The organism is Streptomyces sp. NPDC002309 (assembly GCF_053593375.1).
On record NZ_JBSFCI010000028.1, the window covers coordinates 62895 to 80423 of the forward strand.

Genomic DNA, 17529 nt, shown 5'->3' on the forward strand with positions numbered 1-17529 from the left:
CGGCGACCCGCCACCACACACACCGGGCCACCGAGCCACCCGGCCCACAGCACCCCGGCGACCCGCCACCGCACACACCGGGCCACCGAGGCCACAGCACCCCGGCGGCCCGCTGTCGTACTCACCGCCTGATGCACACTGCCCTCATGGACATCGTCATCCGCCCCGCGCACCCCGCCGAGTACACCGACCTCGGCGAGATCACCGCCCAGGCCTACCTCCAGGACGGCCTGCTCGACTTCGGCGAGAGCGACGAGTACCTCGGCACGCTCAGAGGCGTCGCGGCGCGCGCCGCCGTCGCGCAGGTGCTCGTGGCCGTCGAACAGCGACAGGTCCTGGGCGGAGTGACCTTCGTCCCGTCCGGCGGCCCGATGGCCGACATCGCCGCTCCCGGGGAGGCCGAGATCCGGATGCTCGCCGTCGCCCGCGAGGCCCGCGGCCGAGGCGTCGGCGAGGCGCTCGTGCGCGCCTGTCTCGATCGCGCCCGCGCCGTCGAGGGCTGCACCGGGGTCGTCCTGTCGACCCAGCGGACCATGCGCGCGGCCCACCGCGTCTACGAGCGGCTGGGCTTCACCCGCACCCCCGAGCGCGACTGGAACCCCGTCCCGCACCTCGACGACATCACGCTCCTCACCTACAAGTTGACGCTCTGAAGTCATCCGCGACACAACATATGGGGGCGCCTTCGGCACCCGGCACTAGATGTATGCTCATGCTCGTTGTCGACGCAGGGGAATCCGGTGCGAATCCGGAACTGTCCCGCAACGGTGTACTTGCGTGTATCTGCCCGGAATCGGGTGCGCACGCCTGTTCAGTCCGAGGACCTGCCGACAGCGCGCCCGGCCGTCCGGCCCGGGTGCCCTGACGTCCGGGTCTCGTGGAATGGGCCGGTGGACGCGACGCCCCGTGCGCTCGTGTGTTCCCCCCTGCCCTCCGCGAGGTCCCTGTGCCGAGCGAGGGAGAGCCCCACGTGACCATCGCGCCAGCCGAACCGGCCGCAGCGACAACGGTGGATGGGAAAGCCGACGGTCCCGGAACCGCGTTGCTGCGGACCCTGACCGAGCTGACCGCCGACCTCCCCGACGCCGACCCCGGCCGGGTCGCCGCCGCCGCGCTGCGCGGCCGCTCGGCCCGGGCGGACGAGAGCGAACTGCGTGAGCTGGCCACGGAGGCCGCCGCCGGCCTGATCTCCGAGGACCCCGCCTACTCCCGGCTCGCCGCGCGCCTGCTGACGGTCTCCATCGCCGCCGAGGCCGCCTCCCAGGGCGTCACGTCCTTCACGGAGTCCGTCGCCGTGGGCCACCGGGAAGGGCTCATCGCCGACCGCACGGCCGCGTTCGTGCGGCTGCACGCCGACGGACTGGACGCCCTGATCGACCGGGACGCCGACGACCGCTTCGGCTACTTCGGTCTGCGCACCCTGTACAGCCGCTACCTGCTGCGGCACCCGATCACCCGCAAGGTCGTCGAGACGCCCCAGCACTTCATGCTGCGTGTCGCCGCGGGTCTCGCCGAGGACGACACCCCGCGCGCGGTGAACGAAGTCGCCGCGCTCTACGGGCTCATGAGCCGCCTCGACTACCTCCCCTCCTCCCCCACCCTCTTCAACTCCGGCACCCGGCACCCCCAGATGTCGTCCTGCTACCTCCTCGACTCCCCCAAGGACGAGCTGGACTCCCTCTACGAGCGCTACCACCAGGTCGCCCGGCTGTCGAAGCACGCCGGCGGCATCGGCCTGTCGTACTCCCGGATCCGCTCGCGCGGTTCCCTGATCCGCGGCACCAACGGCCACTCCAACGGCATCGTCCCGTTCCTGAAGACCCTGGACGCCTCGGTGGCCGCCGTGAACCAGGGCGGCCGGCGCAAGGGCGCGGCCGCCGTCTACCTGGAGACCTGGCACTCCGACATCGAGGAGTTCCTGGAGCTGCGCGACAACACCGGTGAGGACGCCCGCCGTACGCACAACCTCAACCTGGCGCACTGGGTCCCGGACGAGTTCATGCGCCGGGTGAACGCGGACGCCCCGTGGTCGCTGTTCTCCCCCTCGGACGTGCCCGAGCTGGTGGACCTGTGGGGCGACGGGTTCGACGCCGCCTACCGCCGGGCCGAGGAGAAGGGCCTGGCGAAGAAGACCATGCCGGCCCGTGAGCTGTACGGCCGGATGATGCGCACCCTCGCGCAGACCGGCAACGGCTGGATGACCTTCAAGGACGCCGCCAACCGCACCGCCAACCAGACCGCCGAGCCGGGCCACGTCGTCCACTCCTCGAACCTCTGCACGGAGATCCTGGAGGTCACGGACGACGGCGAGACTGCCGTGTGCAACCTGGGCTCGGTCAACCTGGGCGCGTTCGTCACGGGCGGCGACATCGACTGGGACCGGCTGGACCAGACCGTCCGCACCGCCGTGACCTTCCTGGACCGCGTGGTCGACATCAACTTCTATCCGACCGAGCAGGCGGGCCGCTCCAACTCCCGGTGGCGCCCGGTCGGCCTCGGCGCGATGGGCCTGCAGGACGTCTTCTTCAAGCTGCGGCTGCCCTTCGACTCGCCCGAGGCGAAGGCGCTGTCCACCCGGATCGCCGAGCGGATCATGCTCGCCGCGTACGAGGCGTCCGCCGACCTCGCCGAGCGCAACGGCCCGCTGCCCGCCTGGGCCAAGACCCGTACCGCCCGGGGCGTGCTGCACCCCGACCACTACGGTGTCGAGCCGGCCTGGCCGGAGCGCTGGGCGGCGCTGCGCGAGCGGATCGCCGCGGTCGGCATGCGCAACTCCCTGCTGCTGGCCATCGCCCCGACCGCGACCATCGCCTCGATCGCCGGTGTCTACGAGTGCATCGAGCCGCAGGTCTCGAACCTCTTCAAGCGCGAGACCCTGTCCGGCGAGTTCCTCCAGGTCAACTCCTACCTGGTGCGGGAACTCAAGGCCCTCGGCGTGTGGGACGCCCGCACCCGTGAGGCACTGCGCGAGGCGAACGGCTCGGTGCGGGACTTCGCCTGGATCCCCGAGGACGTACGGCGGCTCTACCGCACGGCGTGGGAGATCCCGCAGCGCGGGCTGATCGACATGGCCGCCGCGCGCACGCCGTACCTCGACCAGGCCCAGTCGCTGAACCTGTTCCTGGAGACGCCGACCATCGGCAAGCTCTCCTCGATGTACGCCTACGCCTGGAAGTCGGGCCTTAAGACGACGTACTACCTGCGCTCGCGTCCGGCCACCCGGATCGCCCGCGCGGCCCAGGGCCGAGCCCAGGCCACCATCCCCGTACAGGCGACGGCGGACCCCGAAGCGGTCGCCTGCTCCCTGGAGAACCCCGAGTCCTGCGAGGCCTGCCAGTGATGTCCAGCCGTACCCAGAACCTTCTCGACCCCGGCTTCGAGCTGACTCTCCGTCCGATGCGCTACCCGGACTTCTACGAGCGCTACCGGGACGCCATCAAGAACACCTGGACCGTGGAGGAGGTCGACCTCCACTCCGACGTGGCCGACCTCGCGAAGCTGTCCCCGATGGAGCAGCACCTGATCGGCCGCCTGGTGGCGTTCTTCGCGACGGGCGACTCGATCGTGGCGAACAACCTGGTGCTGACGCTCTACAAGCACATCAACTCCCCCGAGGCGCGGCTCTACCTGAGCCGTCAGCTGTTCGAGGAGGCCGTGCACGTCCAGTTCTATCTGACGCTGCTGGACACCTACCTCCCCGATCCGGAGGACCGGGCGGCGGCGTTCGACGCGGTGGAGAGCATCCCGTCCATCCGCGAGAAGGCCGAGTTCTGCTTCAAGTGGATCAACGAGGTCGAGAAGCTGGACCGCCTGGAGTCGAAGGCCGACCGCCGCCGCTTCCTGCTCAACCTGATCTGCTTCGCCGCGTGCATCGAGGGCCTGTTCTTCTACGGCGCCTTCGCGTACGTCTACTGGTTCCGCAGCCGGGGTCTGCTGCACGGTCTCGCGACGGGTACCAACTGGGTGTTCCGCGACGAGACCATGCACATGAGCTTCGCGTTCGACGTGGTCGACACCGTCCGCAAGGAGGAGCCGGAACTCTTCGACGACCAGCTCCGGCAGGAGGTCACCGACATGCTGGCGGAGGCCGTCGAGGCCGAGCTGCAGTTCGCGCGCGACCTGTGCGGTGACGGCCTCCCGGGCATGAACACCGACTCGATGCGGCAGTACCTGGAGTGCGTCGCCGACCAGCGTCTGACGCGCCTCGGCTTCGCCCCGGTGTACGGCTCCGAGAACCCCTTCTCCTTCATGGAGCTCCAGGGGGTTCAGGAGCTGACCAACTTCTTCGAGCGGCGCCCCTCGGCGTACCAGGTGGCCGTGGAGGGCACGGTCGACCTGGACGAGGACTTCTGATCCTCCTTCCCCCCGCGATGGTCCTGGGCCTCCCTGATCTCACGGTCGACGCGCCGGTCGCGCGCGATACCGATGAGCGCGGGGAGGACCATGATCACGAAGAGTCCCGCGACGGCCAGCATTCCGATGAGTGCTTCGATCTGGTTCGTGTTCATGAACACCACTGTCGCGCCGTACGCTCCTTACCGACAGTGGCAGGACTGCCGTAGAACCTCGATTTACTGCCAGCCCTGAGGCACACTGGGGGCATGCTGCAGAACGTGGCCGCCGTCCTCGTCGACGGTGTGAACCCCTTCGAACTCGGCGTGGTCTGCGAGGTCTTCGGTATCGACCGGAGCGACGACGGACTGCCGGTCTACGACTTCGCGGTCGCCTCCGCCGAGGGGCCGGTGCTCCGCTCGAACGCCGGCTTCTCCCTGCACGTCGAGCACGGCCTCGACCGTCTGGAGACGGCCGACCTGATCGCCGTGCCGGCCGGCTCGTGCTACGAGACACGGACCTTCGCGCCCGAGCTGCTCGACGCCCTGTCCCGGGCCGTCGAGCGCGGCGCGCGGGTGCTCAGCGTGTGCTCCGGCGTCTTCGTGCTGGGCGCCGCCGGCCTGCTGGACGGACGGCGGTGCGCCGTGCACTGGCGGCACGCCGACGAGCTGGGGCGGCGGTATCCGCGGGCGATCGTCGAGCCGGACGTGCTCTACGTCGACGAGGACCCGGTCATCACGTCCGCCGGGACGGCCGCCGGCATCGACGCCTGTCTGCACATCGTGCGCAAGGAGCAGGGGCCCGAGGTGGCCAACAAGATCGCCCGGCGGATGGTGGTGCCGCCGCACCGGGACGGCGGGCAGGCCCAGTACATCGAGCGCCCGCTGCCCCGGTCGGAGGGCGACGCGGTCGCCGAGGTGCTGGTGTGGATGGAGCACCACCTCGACCAGGAGGTCACGGTCGAGCAGCTCGCCGCCCGCGCCCTGATGTCGCCGCGCACCTTCGCCCGCCGCTTCCAGCAGGAGACGGGGACCACTCCGTACCGCTGGATCCTGCGCCAGCGGGTACTGCTGGCCCAGCGGTTGCTGGAAGCGACGGACGAGACGGTGGACGCGGTCGCCGGCCGAACGGGGTTCGGCAACGCGGCCGCGCTGCGCCACCAGTTCGTCCGGGCGCTGGGGACCACCCCCCACGCCTACCGACGCACGTTCAGGGGCCCGGAGGCCGCCTGACCGCGACCGCGCCCGTCATCTCGGCACGGGCGTGAGCAGGAGCTTGTGCGGACGCAGCGTGATGCCGACCCGGGTCGCGTCGTTGGAGCCGGACACCGGCACGAAGCGGTACTTCACCGCGACCGCCGCCATGATCAGCGTCAGCTGGGCCATCGAGAAGTGGTCGCTCGGGCACTTCCGATTACCCACGCCGAACGGACTCATGGCATATTTCGGCACGTCCTTGGCGCGTTCAGGAAGCCAGCGGTCGGGGTCGAACTCCAGGTTGTCCGCGAACGATCGCGCATCGCGCTGTACCGCGTACGGACTGTAGATGATGTCCGCGCCCGCCGGAATGCGATAGCCGCCGAGTTCGGTGTCGCTGACCGCCCGCCGGGTGAGTATCCACACGGCGGGACGCAAACGCAGCGCCTCCACGACGACATTGTTCGTGTGCGTGAGCTTCCGGACGTCCCCGAATGCGACGGGCCGGCCACCGGTCACGGATTCGACTTCGTCCCGGATCCGGTCGGAGTGTTCCGGATGCTCCGCGAGCAGTTGGAGCAGCCACATGATCGTGGAGGCCACGGTTTCGCTGCCGGGGGTGAGTATCGCGACCACCTGGTCGTGGATCTCCTGATCCCCGATGGGCTCGCCATTGTCCTGCTTCGCCTCCAGCAATGCCGTCAGCAAATCGTCCGGCTTTTGACCGGATGCCCGGCGTTCGGTCACGATCTCGTCGACCAGGAGATGCAAATCGGCCAACGCCCTGTTGAATTCACGGTTCGCGGGCAGCGGCAGCCGGTACAGCGGTCCGAGCGGGATCACCATCCGCTGGTACATGCCGCGGAACACGGTGGCGAGCGCGAGGGACAGCCGCTCCGCGCGCTCGTCCATGTACTCGCCGCGCAGCAGGCAGCGGGCCGAGATGCGCACGGCGACGCGGAAGGACTCCGATGTGCAGTCGAGCGTCTCGCCGGGCCGCCAGCGGGAGGTGAGCCCGTGCGCCTCCTCCTCCATGATCGCGCCGTAGGCGGGGATCACGCCGAGCCGGAACGCGGGCTGGATGGTGCGGCGTTGGCGCCGGTGGCGGGGCCCGTTGGCGGTGGCCACGCCCTCCTTGCCGAGCAGGCCCTCCAGGGACTCCCACAGGGGGCCGGCGATCTCGTAGTCGGGACTCAGCGCGATGGCGCCGGTGAGCGCCGGGGCGGTGACGGCGTAGACCGTCTTGGGGCCGAGCCGCAGCCGGACCACGTCGCCGTGGTCGCGCAGCTGGGACATGTAGGCCAGGGGATCTCGCGCGAGTTTCCAGCCGTGCCCCAGAAGCGGCACACCGCCGCCCGCGACGGGCGGCTCACGCAGTTCCGACGTCTGCTCCCGGTTCGCGGCCTCGGGCCGCACGGACTCGACGGTCATTTCTCACCTGCCGTTTCGTTGTTGACGTACGGGGGCGTGGACCGGTCGTCCCAGCTGTCGACCATGTAGCGGCCGGACTCGTGGTGGAACCAGTAGACGGTGCTGAACCAGTTCCGCATGTTCCCGACGCAGGCACGCACGGCGGCGCCCAGTTCCTTTCCGCGTACCGTGCCGTCGGCGAGAGCGTCCGCGAAAAGTAAGGCTTCCCGTTCCACTACCAGGAATTCCGCGATGCATTCCTCGATACGCCGCCGCAGGGCGACGACCGCTTCTTCGAGATTCATCCCCTCATGGGTGACGAGACTGATTCCGAGATTGTGCACCTCATCGCCCGCGAGTTCCTTGGGGAGCGAGCAGAGGTCGTTGTACCAGGCGGCGAATTCCTGACTCAGCAATGCGGCCCGCCGAAAGGCGGGGTGTTTTCGCACGGCGTCCGGAAGTTCCTGCCCGGCGCTCGGTTCCAGCAGATCGGTCCAGATCCAGTGCGCGAAGGTGAGCCGACGCAGCGCCAGGTATTCCTCGACCGTCGGGACGATCCCTTCGGTGCGGTTGCGGAATTCCTTGTCGTACGCCTCGATCACCGTGTGGAAGTGCCGGGCGAAGCGGCGGTTCCAGGTCCCGGGGAGGAACGAGAACAACCGCAGCACACTGTCCGCGAACCCCGCCACCAGCGTGTCCTCGTGGTGCAGATGCTCCTCGGGGGAGTCGAGCGCCTCGTGCAGCCGGACCCGGAGCCGGCGCCAGGCCGCGGGGCGGTGGTGGACGATGTCGCGGTCGTGCCGGTCGTCCCAGACGAAGAACCACGCGCTGTAGTCCGCTATCGCCTGGAGGACGTCGTCGGGGGCACCTAGGTAGTACCCGGCCATGAGATCGGTGTAGCACAGGCCGTCGGCATATTCCTCGACCTTGTCCGCCGGCATGAGCCGTTTTTCCAGGAGCCAGGTACGGGTCTTCTCCTGGAGCCTGGGCCAATACGGGTGCAATTGCCTGGGAAACGCCGCCTCGATCACCGGGAGAGACAGCGAGGGTGGGACTGCGATCGCGGTTGCGGTCGCTGTGGTGCTGTGTGGGAAAGCAGGCACGGACAAACCCCTCTCAGCCGCCAGTCGGGCACGCCCCTCGCGCTGTGCCGGGCGTGCGCCGTTGCGTAACCCCGCACTTCCCATTCAGCACCACAACTGACCGTTCTGGGAACGGATTTGCTTCATTCACTACCCCACAGTGCCGAGATCCCCCTGCTACCTGACTGGTTCGGGATCACTCGGGGCACACATCCGATCGAATGTGCGACGGACAGACGAACGGCGCCTGGTCGGGCTGAGGAGCCTGACCGGACGCCGTGCGGGTGGGGAAGGAGAGGTGTCAGTCGTTCGCGACCACGGGGTAGCGAGGCTCGTTCTCGGCCATCTGCCGCAGCGCGTCCTTGCGCTCCCGCTTGGACAGCCGGTCGATGTAGAGATAGCCGTAGAGGTGGTCGGTCTCGTGCTGCAAACACCGAGCGAAGTACCCGGTACCGCGGACCTTGATCGGGTTCCCCCGTTCGTCCTGCCCGGTGACCTCGGCGTAGTCCGGGCGGGCCAGCGCCATGTACGCCGTGGGCACCGACAGGCAGCCCTCGTTGCTGTCGTCCAGCCGGCGCTGCTCGGCGGGCAGTTCGACGAGCTTGGGGTTGCAGACCACGCCCGTGTGCCGGACGCCGTCGTCGTCCGGGCAGTCGTAGACGAACACCTTCAGGTCGACGCCGATCTGGTTGGCCGCCAGGCCCACGCCCTCGGCCGTGTGCTGACTGGCGAACATGTCGGCGACCAGCTGCTGGAACTCCTCGCCGAAATCGGTGACGTCCTTGCACTCCTTGTGCAGCACCGGATTGCCGACCACGGTGATCGGCCGCGAGGTGCCACGGTCGCGGTACGCCTGCTCGCGCTCCTCGCAGTCCTCCGAGTCGACGACGAAGCCCTCGTCGTCGACGGGGAGCACGCCCACGTGCTGCTGATCGGTGTCCTGCTGCGCCATGACCGACGTATGCCTTCCTGGAAAAACGGGGGGTGATGCTGATACAGGGTACGGGGAGCGCGCCCTCCGGGGGGCGCGGAGAAGTACGCCACCAGCCACGACGGGGCCGCGACCGGCCCGCGGCCTCAGCAGACCTCTTCGAGGTCCCGCCAGTCCCGGGAGTCGGGCGAGTCCGCGACCCACCCGTCCAGCAGCCCCCGGACCAGCGACGCCGGCGCCGCCACCCCGCACTCACGTTCGGGTACCCACAGCTGCCCGTCCGTGCGATGGCCGAGCGGCCCCGGATGCCCCGGCTCGCTGTGGTCGTGCGGGTCGAGATGCTCCCCGTCGCCCTCGTCCGACGGCATCCGTGACTCCGAGCACAGCCGGCACAGCAGCCGCACGGAGGACGACCAGTCCTCCGCGGCGAACCCGGCGTCGGCGGCCAGCTGCTCCAGGGCGTCCCTGTCGGCCTCGGTGGCGGCCTCCAGGAGGACCACCCAGGTCGGCACGGGCGAGGGCGCCCACAGCTCGATCTCGTCGAACACCGGATACGAGTGCCCGGCGGCGGTGGTCCGCTCGCCGTGCGGCACCCCGTCGTGCAGTACGACCTCGCCCCAGCGCCGCCCCGACGAGGGCAGCGGGATGGACAGCACCTCGATCCGCGCCGGATCCAGCCGCCGCCCCCAGACCACCTCGGCCTCACCCTCGGGCGACAGCCGTACGGCCGAGCTGCCCAGGTCCATGCCGAGGGGCTCGCCGGAGTCCGTGGCGCCGCCGGGCATGTGCAGCCCGTACGCCTGCCAGGCGCGCCGGGCCAGGGGCCAGTCCTGCAGGGCGGTCGCGGCGATGCCGACGTTCCACCAGTCGGGTGCGCCGGTCTCCCGGTCGAGCAGGGCCACGGCCCGCAGACCGGCCGCCCTGGCCTGCTCCCAGTCGTGCCGGAACTTGTGCAGCAGGGCCAGGTTGAACCAGGACTCCGACAGCCAGGGTTCCAGATCGGCGGCCCGCGTCAGCAGCGCGCCCGCGTCCTCGTAACGACCGTCCCCGATGAGCGTGAATGCCCGGTCGGTGGCCTGCCGCCAGGAGGCGGAGGGCCGGTGCCGTCCCTTGCCGAAGATCCTCACGATTCCCGCCTGCCAGTTCCGTGGAGTGGGCTGGCCTGTGCCCCCGGACACCCTCTCCTTCGCATCCAACCACGTGCGGCTGGAGGGGCGCTCATTACCCATGGGTTACCCAGCCGAGGGCAGGGTCAGACCCTCCCTCGACAGCACCCGGGCCAGCGCCTCGACGACCTCGGGAGCGTAGTCCCCGGCGGTCCCGAGCCGCAGTTCCTCCAGCGCCGTGAGCGGCCCACCGGGGCCCGCGTCCCGCACCTTCTCCTCGTACGCGTTCACCGCCCGCACGATCCGGGCGGCGGGCGGCTGCTCGGCGTACGGATCCGCCTGCCGCTCGACCACCACGGCGACCTCGGAGTCCACCCCCGTCTGCCGTACGACCGCGCCGCCCAGCAGCGCGATCCGCCGCTGCTCGGCGCCGGGCAGCCCGGCCGTGGCACCGGCCGGCACCGGGTCGACCAGGCTCAGCTGCCCGATGTCGTGCATCAGCGCCGCGTACTCCAGCACGGTGAGCTCCGGCCCGGTCAGGCCCATGTCCCGGCCGACGGCCCGGCTGAGCGCGGCGACCCTGCGGGCGTGGCCAGCCGGGGTGTACCCGGCGATCTCGGTGGCGCGGGCCAGGGAGGCGATGGTCTGCCGGTACGTCTTGCGGACGGCGGCGTAGCGGCGCAGGGACACCTGCGTCAGCAGCAGTGGCAGACAGAACACGGGCAGCGCCCACAGACCGACGACCGCGACCGCCAGCGCCATCACGGCCCCCGTCGCGCCGACCGCCGACCCGATGCCGACCATGCGGTGCAGCTCGTCACGGAGCAGCGGTCCGAACGGCCACCCGGTGCGGGAGTAGGCCAGCGCGGCCGCGAGCAGGGCGTCGCACATCGCGGTCAGGGCGAGCACCGCGACGAGCAACAGCGCGTAGGCCGGTCCGCTCCAGTCCGTGAAGGTGCCGAGGTTGTAGAGCGGCTGGAAGCAGACGGCGGCGAACCCGACGGTGAGCACCCGCCTGGCCAGATGGTCGATCACGGGCCCGCGCCCGCGCGCGATGTTCGGCACGCACCCGGCCAGCGAGGCGGCGAGCACGACACTCACCACCTGGGCGACCCCGTGGTCGCTGGGCCGCCCGGCGACCTCGCCGAGCAGCGCGTACGACAGGGCACCGGCCGCTCCGAGCGGCGCGGCCTCCCTGACCCCGGGGCCCGTCCAGCGGGTGAGCTCCCCGAGGGCGACGAACACCCCGAAGGCCAGCGCGATGCCCCGCTGCTCCAGCCCGGCCCAGAGGGTGGCGCCGAGACAGACGGCGGCGAGGAGCGCGGCGGAGCCGCGGATCAGGGGGAGGGCCCGGACGCGGGTCAACGGTCGGCTCCCGCCCTGCTGAAGAGGGGCGACAGGGGTGCGGGTAGACCGCGTGAGCGCACACCCTGGGCGGTGACGACGGGGTCCCACCCGGACCGCCGGACGACCCGGACCAGCGCGTCGACCATCACCGGGTCGAAGTGCCGCCCCGCGCACCGCTCCAGCTCCTCCAGGGCCACGGAGACCGGCCGGGCCCTGCTGTAGGAGCGGTTGGACGTCATCGCGTCGAACACGTCCGCCACCGCGACCACCCGTGCGGACTCCGGGATCTGCGTCCCCACGAGACCGTAGGGGTACCCGCTCCCGTCCAGCCGCTCGTGGTGGTGCAGGACGGCTGCCCGGGCCTCGCCGAGGAAGGCGATCCCCCGCACCATCTCGTGCCCGTACTCCGGATGGAGTTCGATCACGCGGCGCTCCTCGGGCGTGAGCGGCCCGTCCTTGCGCAGCAGACGCGTGGGCACTCCCAGCTTCCCCACGTCGTGCAGGATCCCGGCGAACCGCAGCACCTCGACGCGCCCGTCGTCCATGCCCAGCTCGCGCGCGATCAGCACCGACGCCTGTCCGACCCGCTCACTGTGCCCGCGCGTGTACTCGTCCTTGATGTCGACGGCCTGCACCAGCGCCCGGATGGTGGCCTGATGGGCCCCGCGCTCCCGGTGGTACTGGACGAACGCCCACCACGACACCCCCATCGGCAGCAGTACCAGCAGGGCGGCCACGGGTCCGTACGGGCTGCGCCACAGGACCGCCATCATCAGCCCGGCGAGCCCGTGCACACCGACCGGCGCCAGCGTTCGCAGGAACAGCCCGCGCCAGGCACGCCGTACGGGCACCCGCTCGGCCAGCACGAGGATGCCGCCGTCCAGCAGGGTCTGCACCGCGCAGAAGGTCAGCACCGCGGCCGCGGCCGGCCCGAGCGCGTGAGGGACGTCCGGCGCCACCACGGCGTCCCGCCCGCCCAGCGTCCAGAACACCCGCCCGGCCGCCCACACGGTCACGGCCAGCTCGGCCGCCCGCCAGATCCGCCGCAGCCCGGCGGGCCGCCGCTCGACGGGCGCCAGCAGCGCCCCCGGCAGCGCGACCAGCGCGGCGGCGGGCGGGGGCAGCAGGAACACCGCGGCGAGCAGGACCGGGTAGAAGGTGCCGGGGAAGCGCCTGCGAGCGAGCCATTCCCCGCCGGCGTACAGCACGGCCAGGAGTGTCATCGCCCACCAGGGCGTCCGCAGCATGGGCAGCGGCAGCAGGCATGTCAGCGCCCCGAGGACCACACAGGCCACGTACGCGCGTGCCTGCGCCGGAACCGCCTCCATGAACGACGCCCTCCCCAGTCCCGTACCTGTACCGGCTTCGGAGCCTAGGGCGAGGACAGGAGGGAACGGGGCGAAGGCCCATGGATTAACGCATTCGGGTGACGGGACCCCGCACCCGCCGTGGAGCGGGAAGTCCGGGGCCGGTGAGCCGGGGAGCCCGGCTCAGGGCCGGTCCGGCCCTAGGACTCCTGCGGAGCGGCCGTCACCTCGTGCTCGGGCACGGTCTCCCCGCAGCGGATGAGGTCGAGCCGCCCCATCACCTTGGCACGCAGGTCGGCGGGTACGTCGTCATGACCGCAGCACCGCTTGACCAGCTTCTTCACGGCCTGCTCCAGGCCGTACTTCTCCAGGCACGGCGAGCACTCCTCGAAGTGCTGCTGGAACTTCTCGCGGTCGAGGTCCGGCATCTCGCTGTCGAGGAACTCGTACAGGTGGTCGAGTACCTCACTGCAGTCCGTCTCGTGCGGCTCTCCGCAGCTCATGAGCCCGAGCCTTTCGCTTCGTTCGACTCTCCGGCGCCGGCCGGGACCAGCCCGCGCTCACGCGCGTAGTCCTCGAGCATGCCGCGCAACTGACGGCGGCCCCGGTGCAGCCGGGACATCACCGTACCGATGGGTGTCCCCATGATGTCCGCGATCTCCTTGTACGCAAAGCCCTCTACGTCCGCGAGATACACGGCGATACGGAACTCCTCCGGGATCGCCTGCAGCGCTTCCTTCACGTCCGAATCGGGCAGGTGGTCGAGCGCCTGCGACTCGGCGGAACGCAGACCCGTCGACATGTGCGACTCGGCGCGGGCCAGCTGCCAGTCCTCGATCTCCTCGGCCGCGCTGCGCTGGGGTTCACGCTGCTTCTTGCGGTACGAGTTGATGAAGGTGTTCGTGAGGATCCGATACAGCCAGGCCTTGAGGTTGGTGCCCTCGCGGAACTGGTGGAAGGACGCGTACGCCTTGGCGTAGGTCTCCTGGACCAGGTCCTCGGCATCGGCGGGGTTACGCGTCATGCGCAGCGCCGCCGAGTACATCTGGTCGAGGAATTCGAGCGCGTCCCGCTCGAAGCGCGCACTGCGCTCCTCGGTCGTCTCCGCGCTGTTGCCCTGGCCCTCGGGCAGCTCCGCCTGGCCGTTGTCGGTCCCTGCGTCGTTACCGGTGACCGGACCCACCTCCTCGAGAATCTGGGCAGGGCCGAACCCGGTCCCACCAGAATCGGAGGATAGACGACGATCCGCACCCACCGCCGCTCGGACGGGGGCGATCTTGGCCGCGTGCAGCACCGTCCAGTCCAGGTCGGCACGGCTGCCACGGCTCCGGCAGAAGGTCGAACCCATGCGGCGGACTTCCTCTCCTCGGACGTCGGTGCTGGTCACCAGCGCTTGTGTGGACCTCAACAGGGATCGGCGTCGCGGCATTCCCGGAAGGTCAGCCCAGTGACCCGGTCCAGCCGGCCACCGCGTCCGTGATGATCCCGACAGCCTCCTCCTGGCCGGTCTCCGCCCGTTTCGGCACCGCGAACCCATGATCGCCGCAGGGCACCTCGACCAGCTCGTAGTCACCGTCCGGGAACTCGGAGGGCCTCCCGAACGGGTCGTTCCCGCCCTGCACGACGAGGGTGGGCACGCCCGCGCCGAGCAGTTCGGCGGCACGGGACTTCTCCGGCCTGCCCGGCGGGTGCAACGGGAAGCTGAGGGCGAGAACGGCCGCCGCGCCCAGCTCCGCCGCGGTCCGGCAGGCGACCCGGGCGCCCGCGCTGCGCCCGCCCGAGACGACCGGCAGCCCCTCCCCGGCCAGCGCGGGCCAGACGCCACGCCAGCCGGCGTCCAGCGTCCTCGGTGCCGGGGCGAGCTTCTTCCCGGCCACCCGCCAGGGCTGCTCCACCCGGGCGACGGTCACGCCGTGCCGGGGCAGGACCTCGGCGAGGGCCTTGAGATCGCGGGCCTCGATGCCGCCGCCGGCGCCGTGGCCGACGGCCAGGACCAGCCTCGCCCGGTTCGCCCGGTGCCAGGTGACGCGGGCGGTACCCGCCTCGGTCTCGACTGTCTCGGCGGTCTCGGCGGTCTCGGCGGCACCGGAAGTCCCCGGGGCCCCAGAGCTCTTTTCCGTCACATCTCGACTCACATCAGAAGCTCGACTTACATCAGAAGCTCGACTCACATCAGAAGCTCGACTCACATCAGAAGCTCGACTCACATCAGAAGCTCGACTCACATCAGAAGCTCGACTCACATCAGAAGAGTGTGCCCTCCACCGGCCCCTCCAGCTCCTTCAGCAGCTCCGGCCCGTTGTTGCGGACGTGGGAGACCGCCGTGGTCACCGGATAGGCGCGCATCAGACCGGGCGGGGGCGGGGCCAGCAGACCGCGCAGGTCGTCCGGGTCGGTGCGGGACGGGTCGAGCCAGTCGTCCCAGCGGTCCGGCGTGAGCATCAGCGGCATCCGGGGGTGGATGTCGGCCAGCGCGTACGGGCCCTCGGCGGGAGCCACCGCGAGCTCCGCGCTCTCGGCCTCGGTGGTGATCACCGAGCAGGTGACCCACCATGCCTGCGGGTGGTCGTCGGGCAGCGTCCGGTCCCGCCAGAACTCGTAGAGACCGGCCATCGCGAACACCGAGCCGTCGGCCGGCAGCACGAAGTACGGCTGCTTGCGCGGCCGCTTCTTCCTCCCCTCGACCTCCAGCTCCCGCTCCTGCGTCCCGGTGACCCACTCGTAGTAGCCGTCGGCGGGCAGGATGCAGCGCCGGGTGGCGAAGGCACGGCGGAACGACGGCTTCTCGTGCACCGTCTCGGCGCGCGCGTTGATCATCCGGGCGCCGCCCTCGGGGGTCTTGGCCCAGGACGGCACGAGCCCCCACCTGAGCCTGCGCAGCTGCCGAACAGGTCGCGGGTCGGCCGCGTCCTTCAGCGGACGGTCGAGGACGGCGTAGACCTCTTTGGTGGGAGCCACGTTGAAATCGGGCTCCAGGGTCTCCTCCGGCTCCCACTTCTCGATCTCGAAGATTCCCGCGAGATCCTCGGGCCCACGACTGGCCGCATACCGCCCGCACATCTGTAACCACCCCTCCGACCCGCGCAGACCCCAGATCATGCCGCCGCAGTCGGCAGCCGGTCCAAGAGTGGCAGACCGCTGCCGAAGGCGGGCGAGGCGTACGCCTTCGCGTGGTCACGGCGCGATGAGGGTCGGGCGCGGCGCACCGCGGTCGCGATCAGCCCTTGTCGCCGTCCGCCGAGAGGTGCGTGGCGAAGAAGTCGTCGATGCGCCGCCAGGCGTCGACGGCGGACTCCGGGTGCGGCCTGATCCCGGCGACACGCATCAGCGGACGCAGCGCGCGCGGACCGACCTCGGCGTCGTTGAGGAAGGAGTGCCCGGCCTCCGGGTACTCCTTGACGTCATGGACGATGCCGAGCCGGTCGAGCGAGGCCTCCAGCCCGGGGGCCACGCCCCGCAGCGTACGGTCGCGGGCGCCGTAGCTCGCGACGACGGGGCAGGAGCCGTTCAGCGCCGCGTCGAGATCCTTCGGCGGACGGCCGTAGTTGACGGAGGCGGCGTCGAACTCGCCGTCCCCCACCGCGAGGAGGGCGAAGGAACCGCCCATGCAGAAGCCGATGATGCCGATCCGCCCGGTGCAGTCGGGATCCTGGACCAGGCGGGTCCGTGCCGCCTCGATGTCGCGGAAGGCGCGGCCCTGTCCCGACAGGGCGGCCCGGAAGGTGGGCACCAGGCAGCGTACGGCCCCTCCGTCGGTGAACAGGTCCGGCATCACCACGAGATACCCGGCACCCGCCAGCCGCTCTGCCTGGCGGTGCATCACGTCATTGACGCCCAGCGCCTCGTGGACCACGACAACACCGGGCCAAGGGCCCGGCCCGGCAGGCCGGGTGAGATGGCCGGTGAGCCGGCGGGAGCCTCCGAGGGCCGCGCTGAACTCGGTGAGATCGACGGTGGTGGTCTTGGCAGGCATGCCGGACTCCGGAGGAGGGGCGGGGACGGGACGGACCGTCGTGCAGCCTACGGCGCGATGAAGGGCTGCACGTTCTTGCGGTAGTCCTTGGGCCGCACCTCGTTGTAGTACTTGTCCTTGTCCTCGCCCTCCGAGGTGAAGATGTACGCCGGGCACTCGTCGGACTTGGCCTCCCCGGTGTGCTCGTACAGTTCCTTGCCGGTGCGCGCCTCGACGACCGTCAGACGGTACGAGGTGTTGAACGTGCGCACCTTGAACGGTTTGCCGTCGTCGGTCTCCATCTCGCACACCTTGCCGGTCTCGGTCGCCTTGGTGCGCTCGACGCAGACGACCAGCTCGGCCTCGGCCGGCTTGCCCGAGTAGCCGAGGAACCAGCCCTTGGGGAAGTCACCGGCGGACGGCTCGCTCTGCGACCAGCCGTCACCGGGGTTGTTCATGATCACTGCCGGGTGCACGGTCTTCTTCGTACGGTCGTAGGCGGGCATTCCCGAGTAGCCGAGCCCGTCCGTGCACACCCGCTCCAGGTCCGTGGCGAACGCCGGCACGTCCGGTCCGTCCTCCGTCGGGCCCTTCGACGGCGACCCGCCGGTGCTCCCTCCCGTGCTCCCGGTGAGCGACGAGCACCCGCACAGCGCCACGCCCAGAAGTCCGGCGGTGATCCATCTCAGGGCACGCGGCGTTGCCGGCGTCGAAGACATGGTGACGACCCCTCACAGGAGAAAGAACAGCGGGCGATGAAGGAGCGGCAGGCAGGGCATGTCCCCCGAGGCATGCCCTGTCCCCCCTGCCCTGCTGAAGAAGAGAGTGCCGTCCGTCGGTCCCGCGGACATCGGGGAACAGCCCCC

At 70.6% G+C, this 17529-nt stretch carries 17 protein-coding genes and 1 riboswitch; of the genes, 4 read left to right on the forward strand and 13 right to left on the reverse strand.

Annotation, left to right across the window (positions count from 1 at the left end; translation table 11 throughout):
* Positions 1 to 146 precede the first annotated feature (146 nt).
* The 3 genes from ACWCPM_RS23445 (at position 147) to ACWCPM_RS23455 (ending at position 4353) form a co-directional block, all read left to right on the forward strand.
* A complete protein-coding gene (locus ACWCPM_RS23445; RefSeq protein WP_450978192.1) occupies positions 147 to 653 on the forward strand; it encodes a GNAT family N-acetyltransferase in 507 nt (168 codons plus the stop codon).
* Positions 654 to 669: 16 nt separating this feature from the next.
* Positions 670 to 846: riboswitch (cobalamin riboswitch) on the forward strand.
* A 124-nt stretch (positions 847 to 970) separates the two neighbouring features.
* A complete protein-coding gene (locus tag ACWCPM_RS23450) occupies positions 971 to 3340 on the forward strand; it encodes a ribonucleoside-diphosphate reductase subunit alpha (protein WP_450978193.1) in 2370 nt (789 codons plus the stop codon).
* The gene (locus ACWCPM_RS23455) at positions 3340 to 4353 is read left to right on the forward strand and encodes a ribonucleotide-diphosphate reductase subunit beta (RefSeq protein ID WP_450978194.1); all 1014 of its coding nucleotides are present in this window, start codon (positions 3340 to 3342) and stop codon (positions 4351 to 4353) included. Before ACWCPM_RS23450 ends, ACWCPM_RS23455 begins: the two co-directional genes overlap by 1 nt.
* Here ACWCPM_RS23455 and ACWCPM_RS23460 read toward each other — a convergent pair.
* Positions 4266 to 4508 (reverse strand): hypothetical protein, encoded by a 243-nt coding sequence (locus tag ACWCPM_RS23460; protein ID WP_450978195.1) that lies wholly within the window; start codon positions 4506 to 4508, stop codon positions 4266 to 4268. The two genes, ACWCPM_RS23455 and ACWCPM_RS23460, sit on opposite strands and share 88 nt — an antisense overlap.
* Before the next feature lie 93 nt (positions 4509 to 4601).
* On the opposite strand from ACWCPM_RS23460, the gene ACWCPM_RS23465 reads away from it, so the two are divergent.
* On the forward strand, positions 4602 to 5564 hold the full coding sequence (locus tag ACWCPM_RS23465) for a GlxA family transcriptional regulator (RefSeq protein WP_450978196.1): 963 nt from the start codon (positions 4602 to 4604) through the stop codon (positions 5562 to 5564).
* 15 nt (positions 5565 to 5579) lie between these two features.
* Here the strand turns inward: ACWCPM_RS23465 and ACWCPM_RS23470 are convergent, their stop codons facing one another.
* The 12 genes from ACWCPM_RS23470 to ACWCPM_RS23525 all read right to left on the reverse strand — a co-directional run bounded on the left by ACWCPM_RS23470 (position 5580) and on the right by ACWCPM_RS23525 (position 17382).
* Positions 5580 to 6959: a bifunctional albaflavenone monooxygenase/terpene synthase gene (locus ACWCPM_RS23470; protein WP_450978197.1), complete on the reverse strand. Its 1380-nt coding sequence runs from the start codon at positions 6957 to 6959 to the stop codon at positions 5580 to 5582.
* On the reverse strand, positions 6956 to 8041 hold the full coding sequence (gene cyc1, locus ACWCPM_RS23475; protein WP_450978198.1) for an epi-isozizaene synthase: 1086 nt from the start codon (positions 8039 to 8041) through the stop codon (positions 6956 to 6958). Before cyc1 ends, ACWCPM_RS23470 begins: the two co-directional genes overlap by 4 nt.
* 280 nt (positions 8042 to 8321) lie before the next feature.
* The gene (gene def, locus ACWCPM_RS23480; RefSeq protein WP_450978199.1) at positions 8322 to 8972 is read right to left on the reverse strand and encodes a peptide deformylase; all 651 of its coding nucleotides are present in this window, start codon (positions 8970 to 8972) and stop codon (positions 8322 to 8324) included.
* A 125-nt stretch (positions 8973 to 9097) separates the two neighbouring features.
* Positions 9098 to 10078 carry a tetratricopeptide repeat protein gene (locus tag ACWCPM_RS23485; RefSeq protein WP_450978240.1) on the reverse strand — a complete coding sequence of 327 codons (981 nt, stop codon included), beginning with the start codon at positions 10076 to 10078 and terminating at the stop codon, positions 9098 to 9100.
* A gap of 105 nt (positions 10079 to 10183) precedes the next feature.
* Positions 10184 to 11422, reverse strand: a complete 1239-nt coding sequence (locus ACWCPM_RS23490; RefSeq protein ID WP_450978200.1) for an HD-GYP domain-containing protein — start codon at positions 11420 to 11422, stop codon at positions 10184 to 10186.
* A complete protein-coding gene (locus ACWCPM_RS23495) occupies positions 11419 to 12732 on the reverse strand; it encodes an HD-GYP domain-containing protein (RefSeq protein WP_450978201.1) in 1314 nt (437 codons plus the stop codon). Before ACWCPM_RS23495 ends, ACWCPM_RS23490 begins: the two co-directional genes overlap by 4 nt.
* Positions 12733 to 12911: 179 nt before the next feature.
* The gene (gene rsrA, locus ACWCPM_RS23500) at positions 12912 to 13214 is read right to left on the reverse strand and encodes a mycothiol system anti-sigma-R factor (protein ID WP_450978202.1); all 303 of its coding nucleotides are present in this window, start codon (positions 13212 to 13214) and stop codon (positions 12912 to 12914) included.
* The gene (gene sigR, locus ACWCPM_RS23505) at positions 13211 to 13894 is read right to left on the reverse strand and encodes an RNA polymerase sigma factor SigR (protein WP_450978241.1); all 684 of its coding nucleotides are present in this window, start codon (positions 13892 to 13894) and stop codon (positions 13211 to 13213) included. The genes rsrA and sigR overlap by 4 nt, the downstream gene beginning before the upstream one ends.
* Before the next feature lie 256 nt (positions 13895 to 14150).
* Complete coding sequence (locus tag ACWCPM_RS23510; RefSeq protein WP_450978203.1) at positions 14151 to 14834, reverse strand: alpha/beta hydrolase family protein; 684 nt, start codon at positions 14832 to 14834, stop codon at positions 14151 to 14153.
* 121 nt (positions 14835 to 14955) lie between these two features.
* Positions 14956 to 15771 carry an SOS response-associated peptidase gene (locus tag ACWCPM_RS23515; protein ID WP_450978204.1) on the reverse strand — a complete coding sequence of 272 codons (816 nt, stop codon included), beginning with the start codon at positions 15769 to 15771 and terminating at the stop codon, positions 14956 to 14958.
* A 157-nt stretch (positions 15772 to 15928) separates the two neighbouring features.
* The gene (locus ACWCPM_RS23520; RefSeq protein WP_450978205.1) at positions 15929 to 16684 is read right to left on the reverse strand and encodes a dienelactone hydrolase family protein; all 756 of its coding nucleotides are present in this window, start codon (positions 16682 to 16684) and stop codon (positions 15929 to 15931) included.
* Positions 16685 to 16731: 47 nt separating this feature from the next.
* Positions 16732 to 17382: a hypothetical protein gene (locus tag ACWCPM_RS23525; protein ID WP_450978206.1), complete on the reverse strand. Its 651-nt coding sequence runs from the start codon at positions 17380 to 17382 to the stop codon at positions 16732 to 16734.
* Positions 17383 to 17529 lie beyond the last annotated feature (147 nt).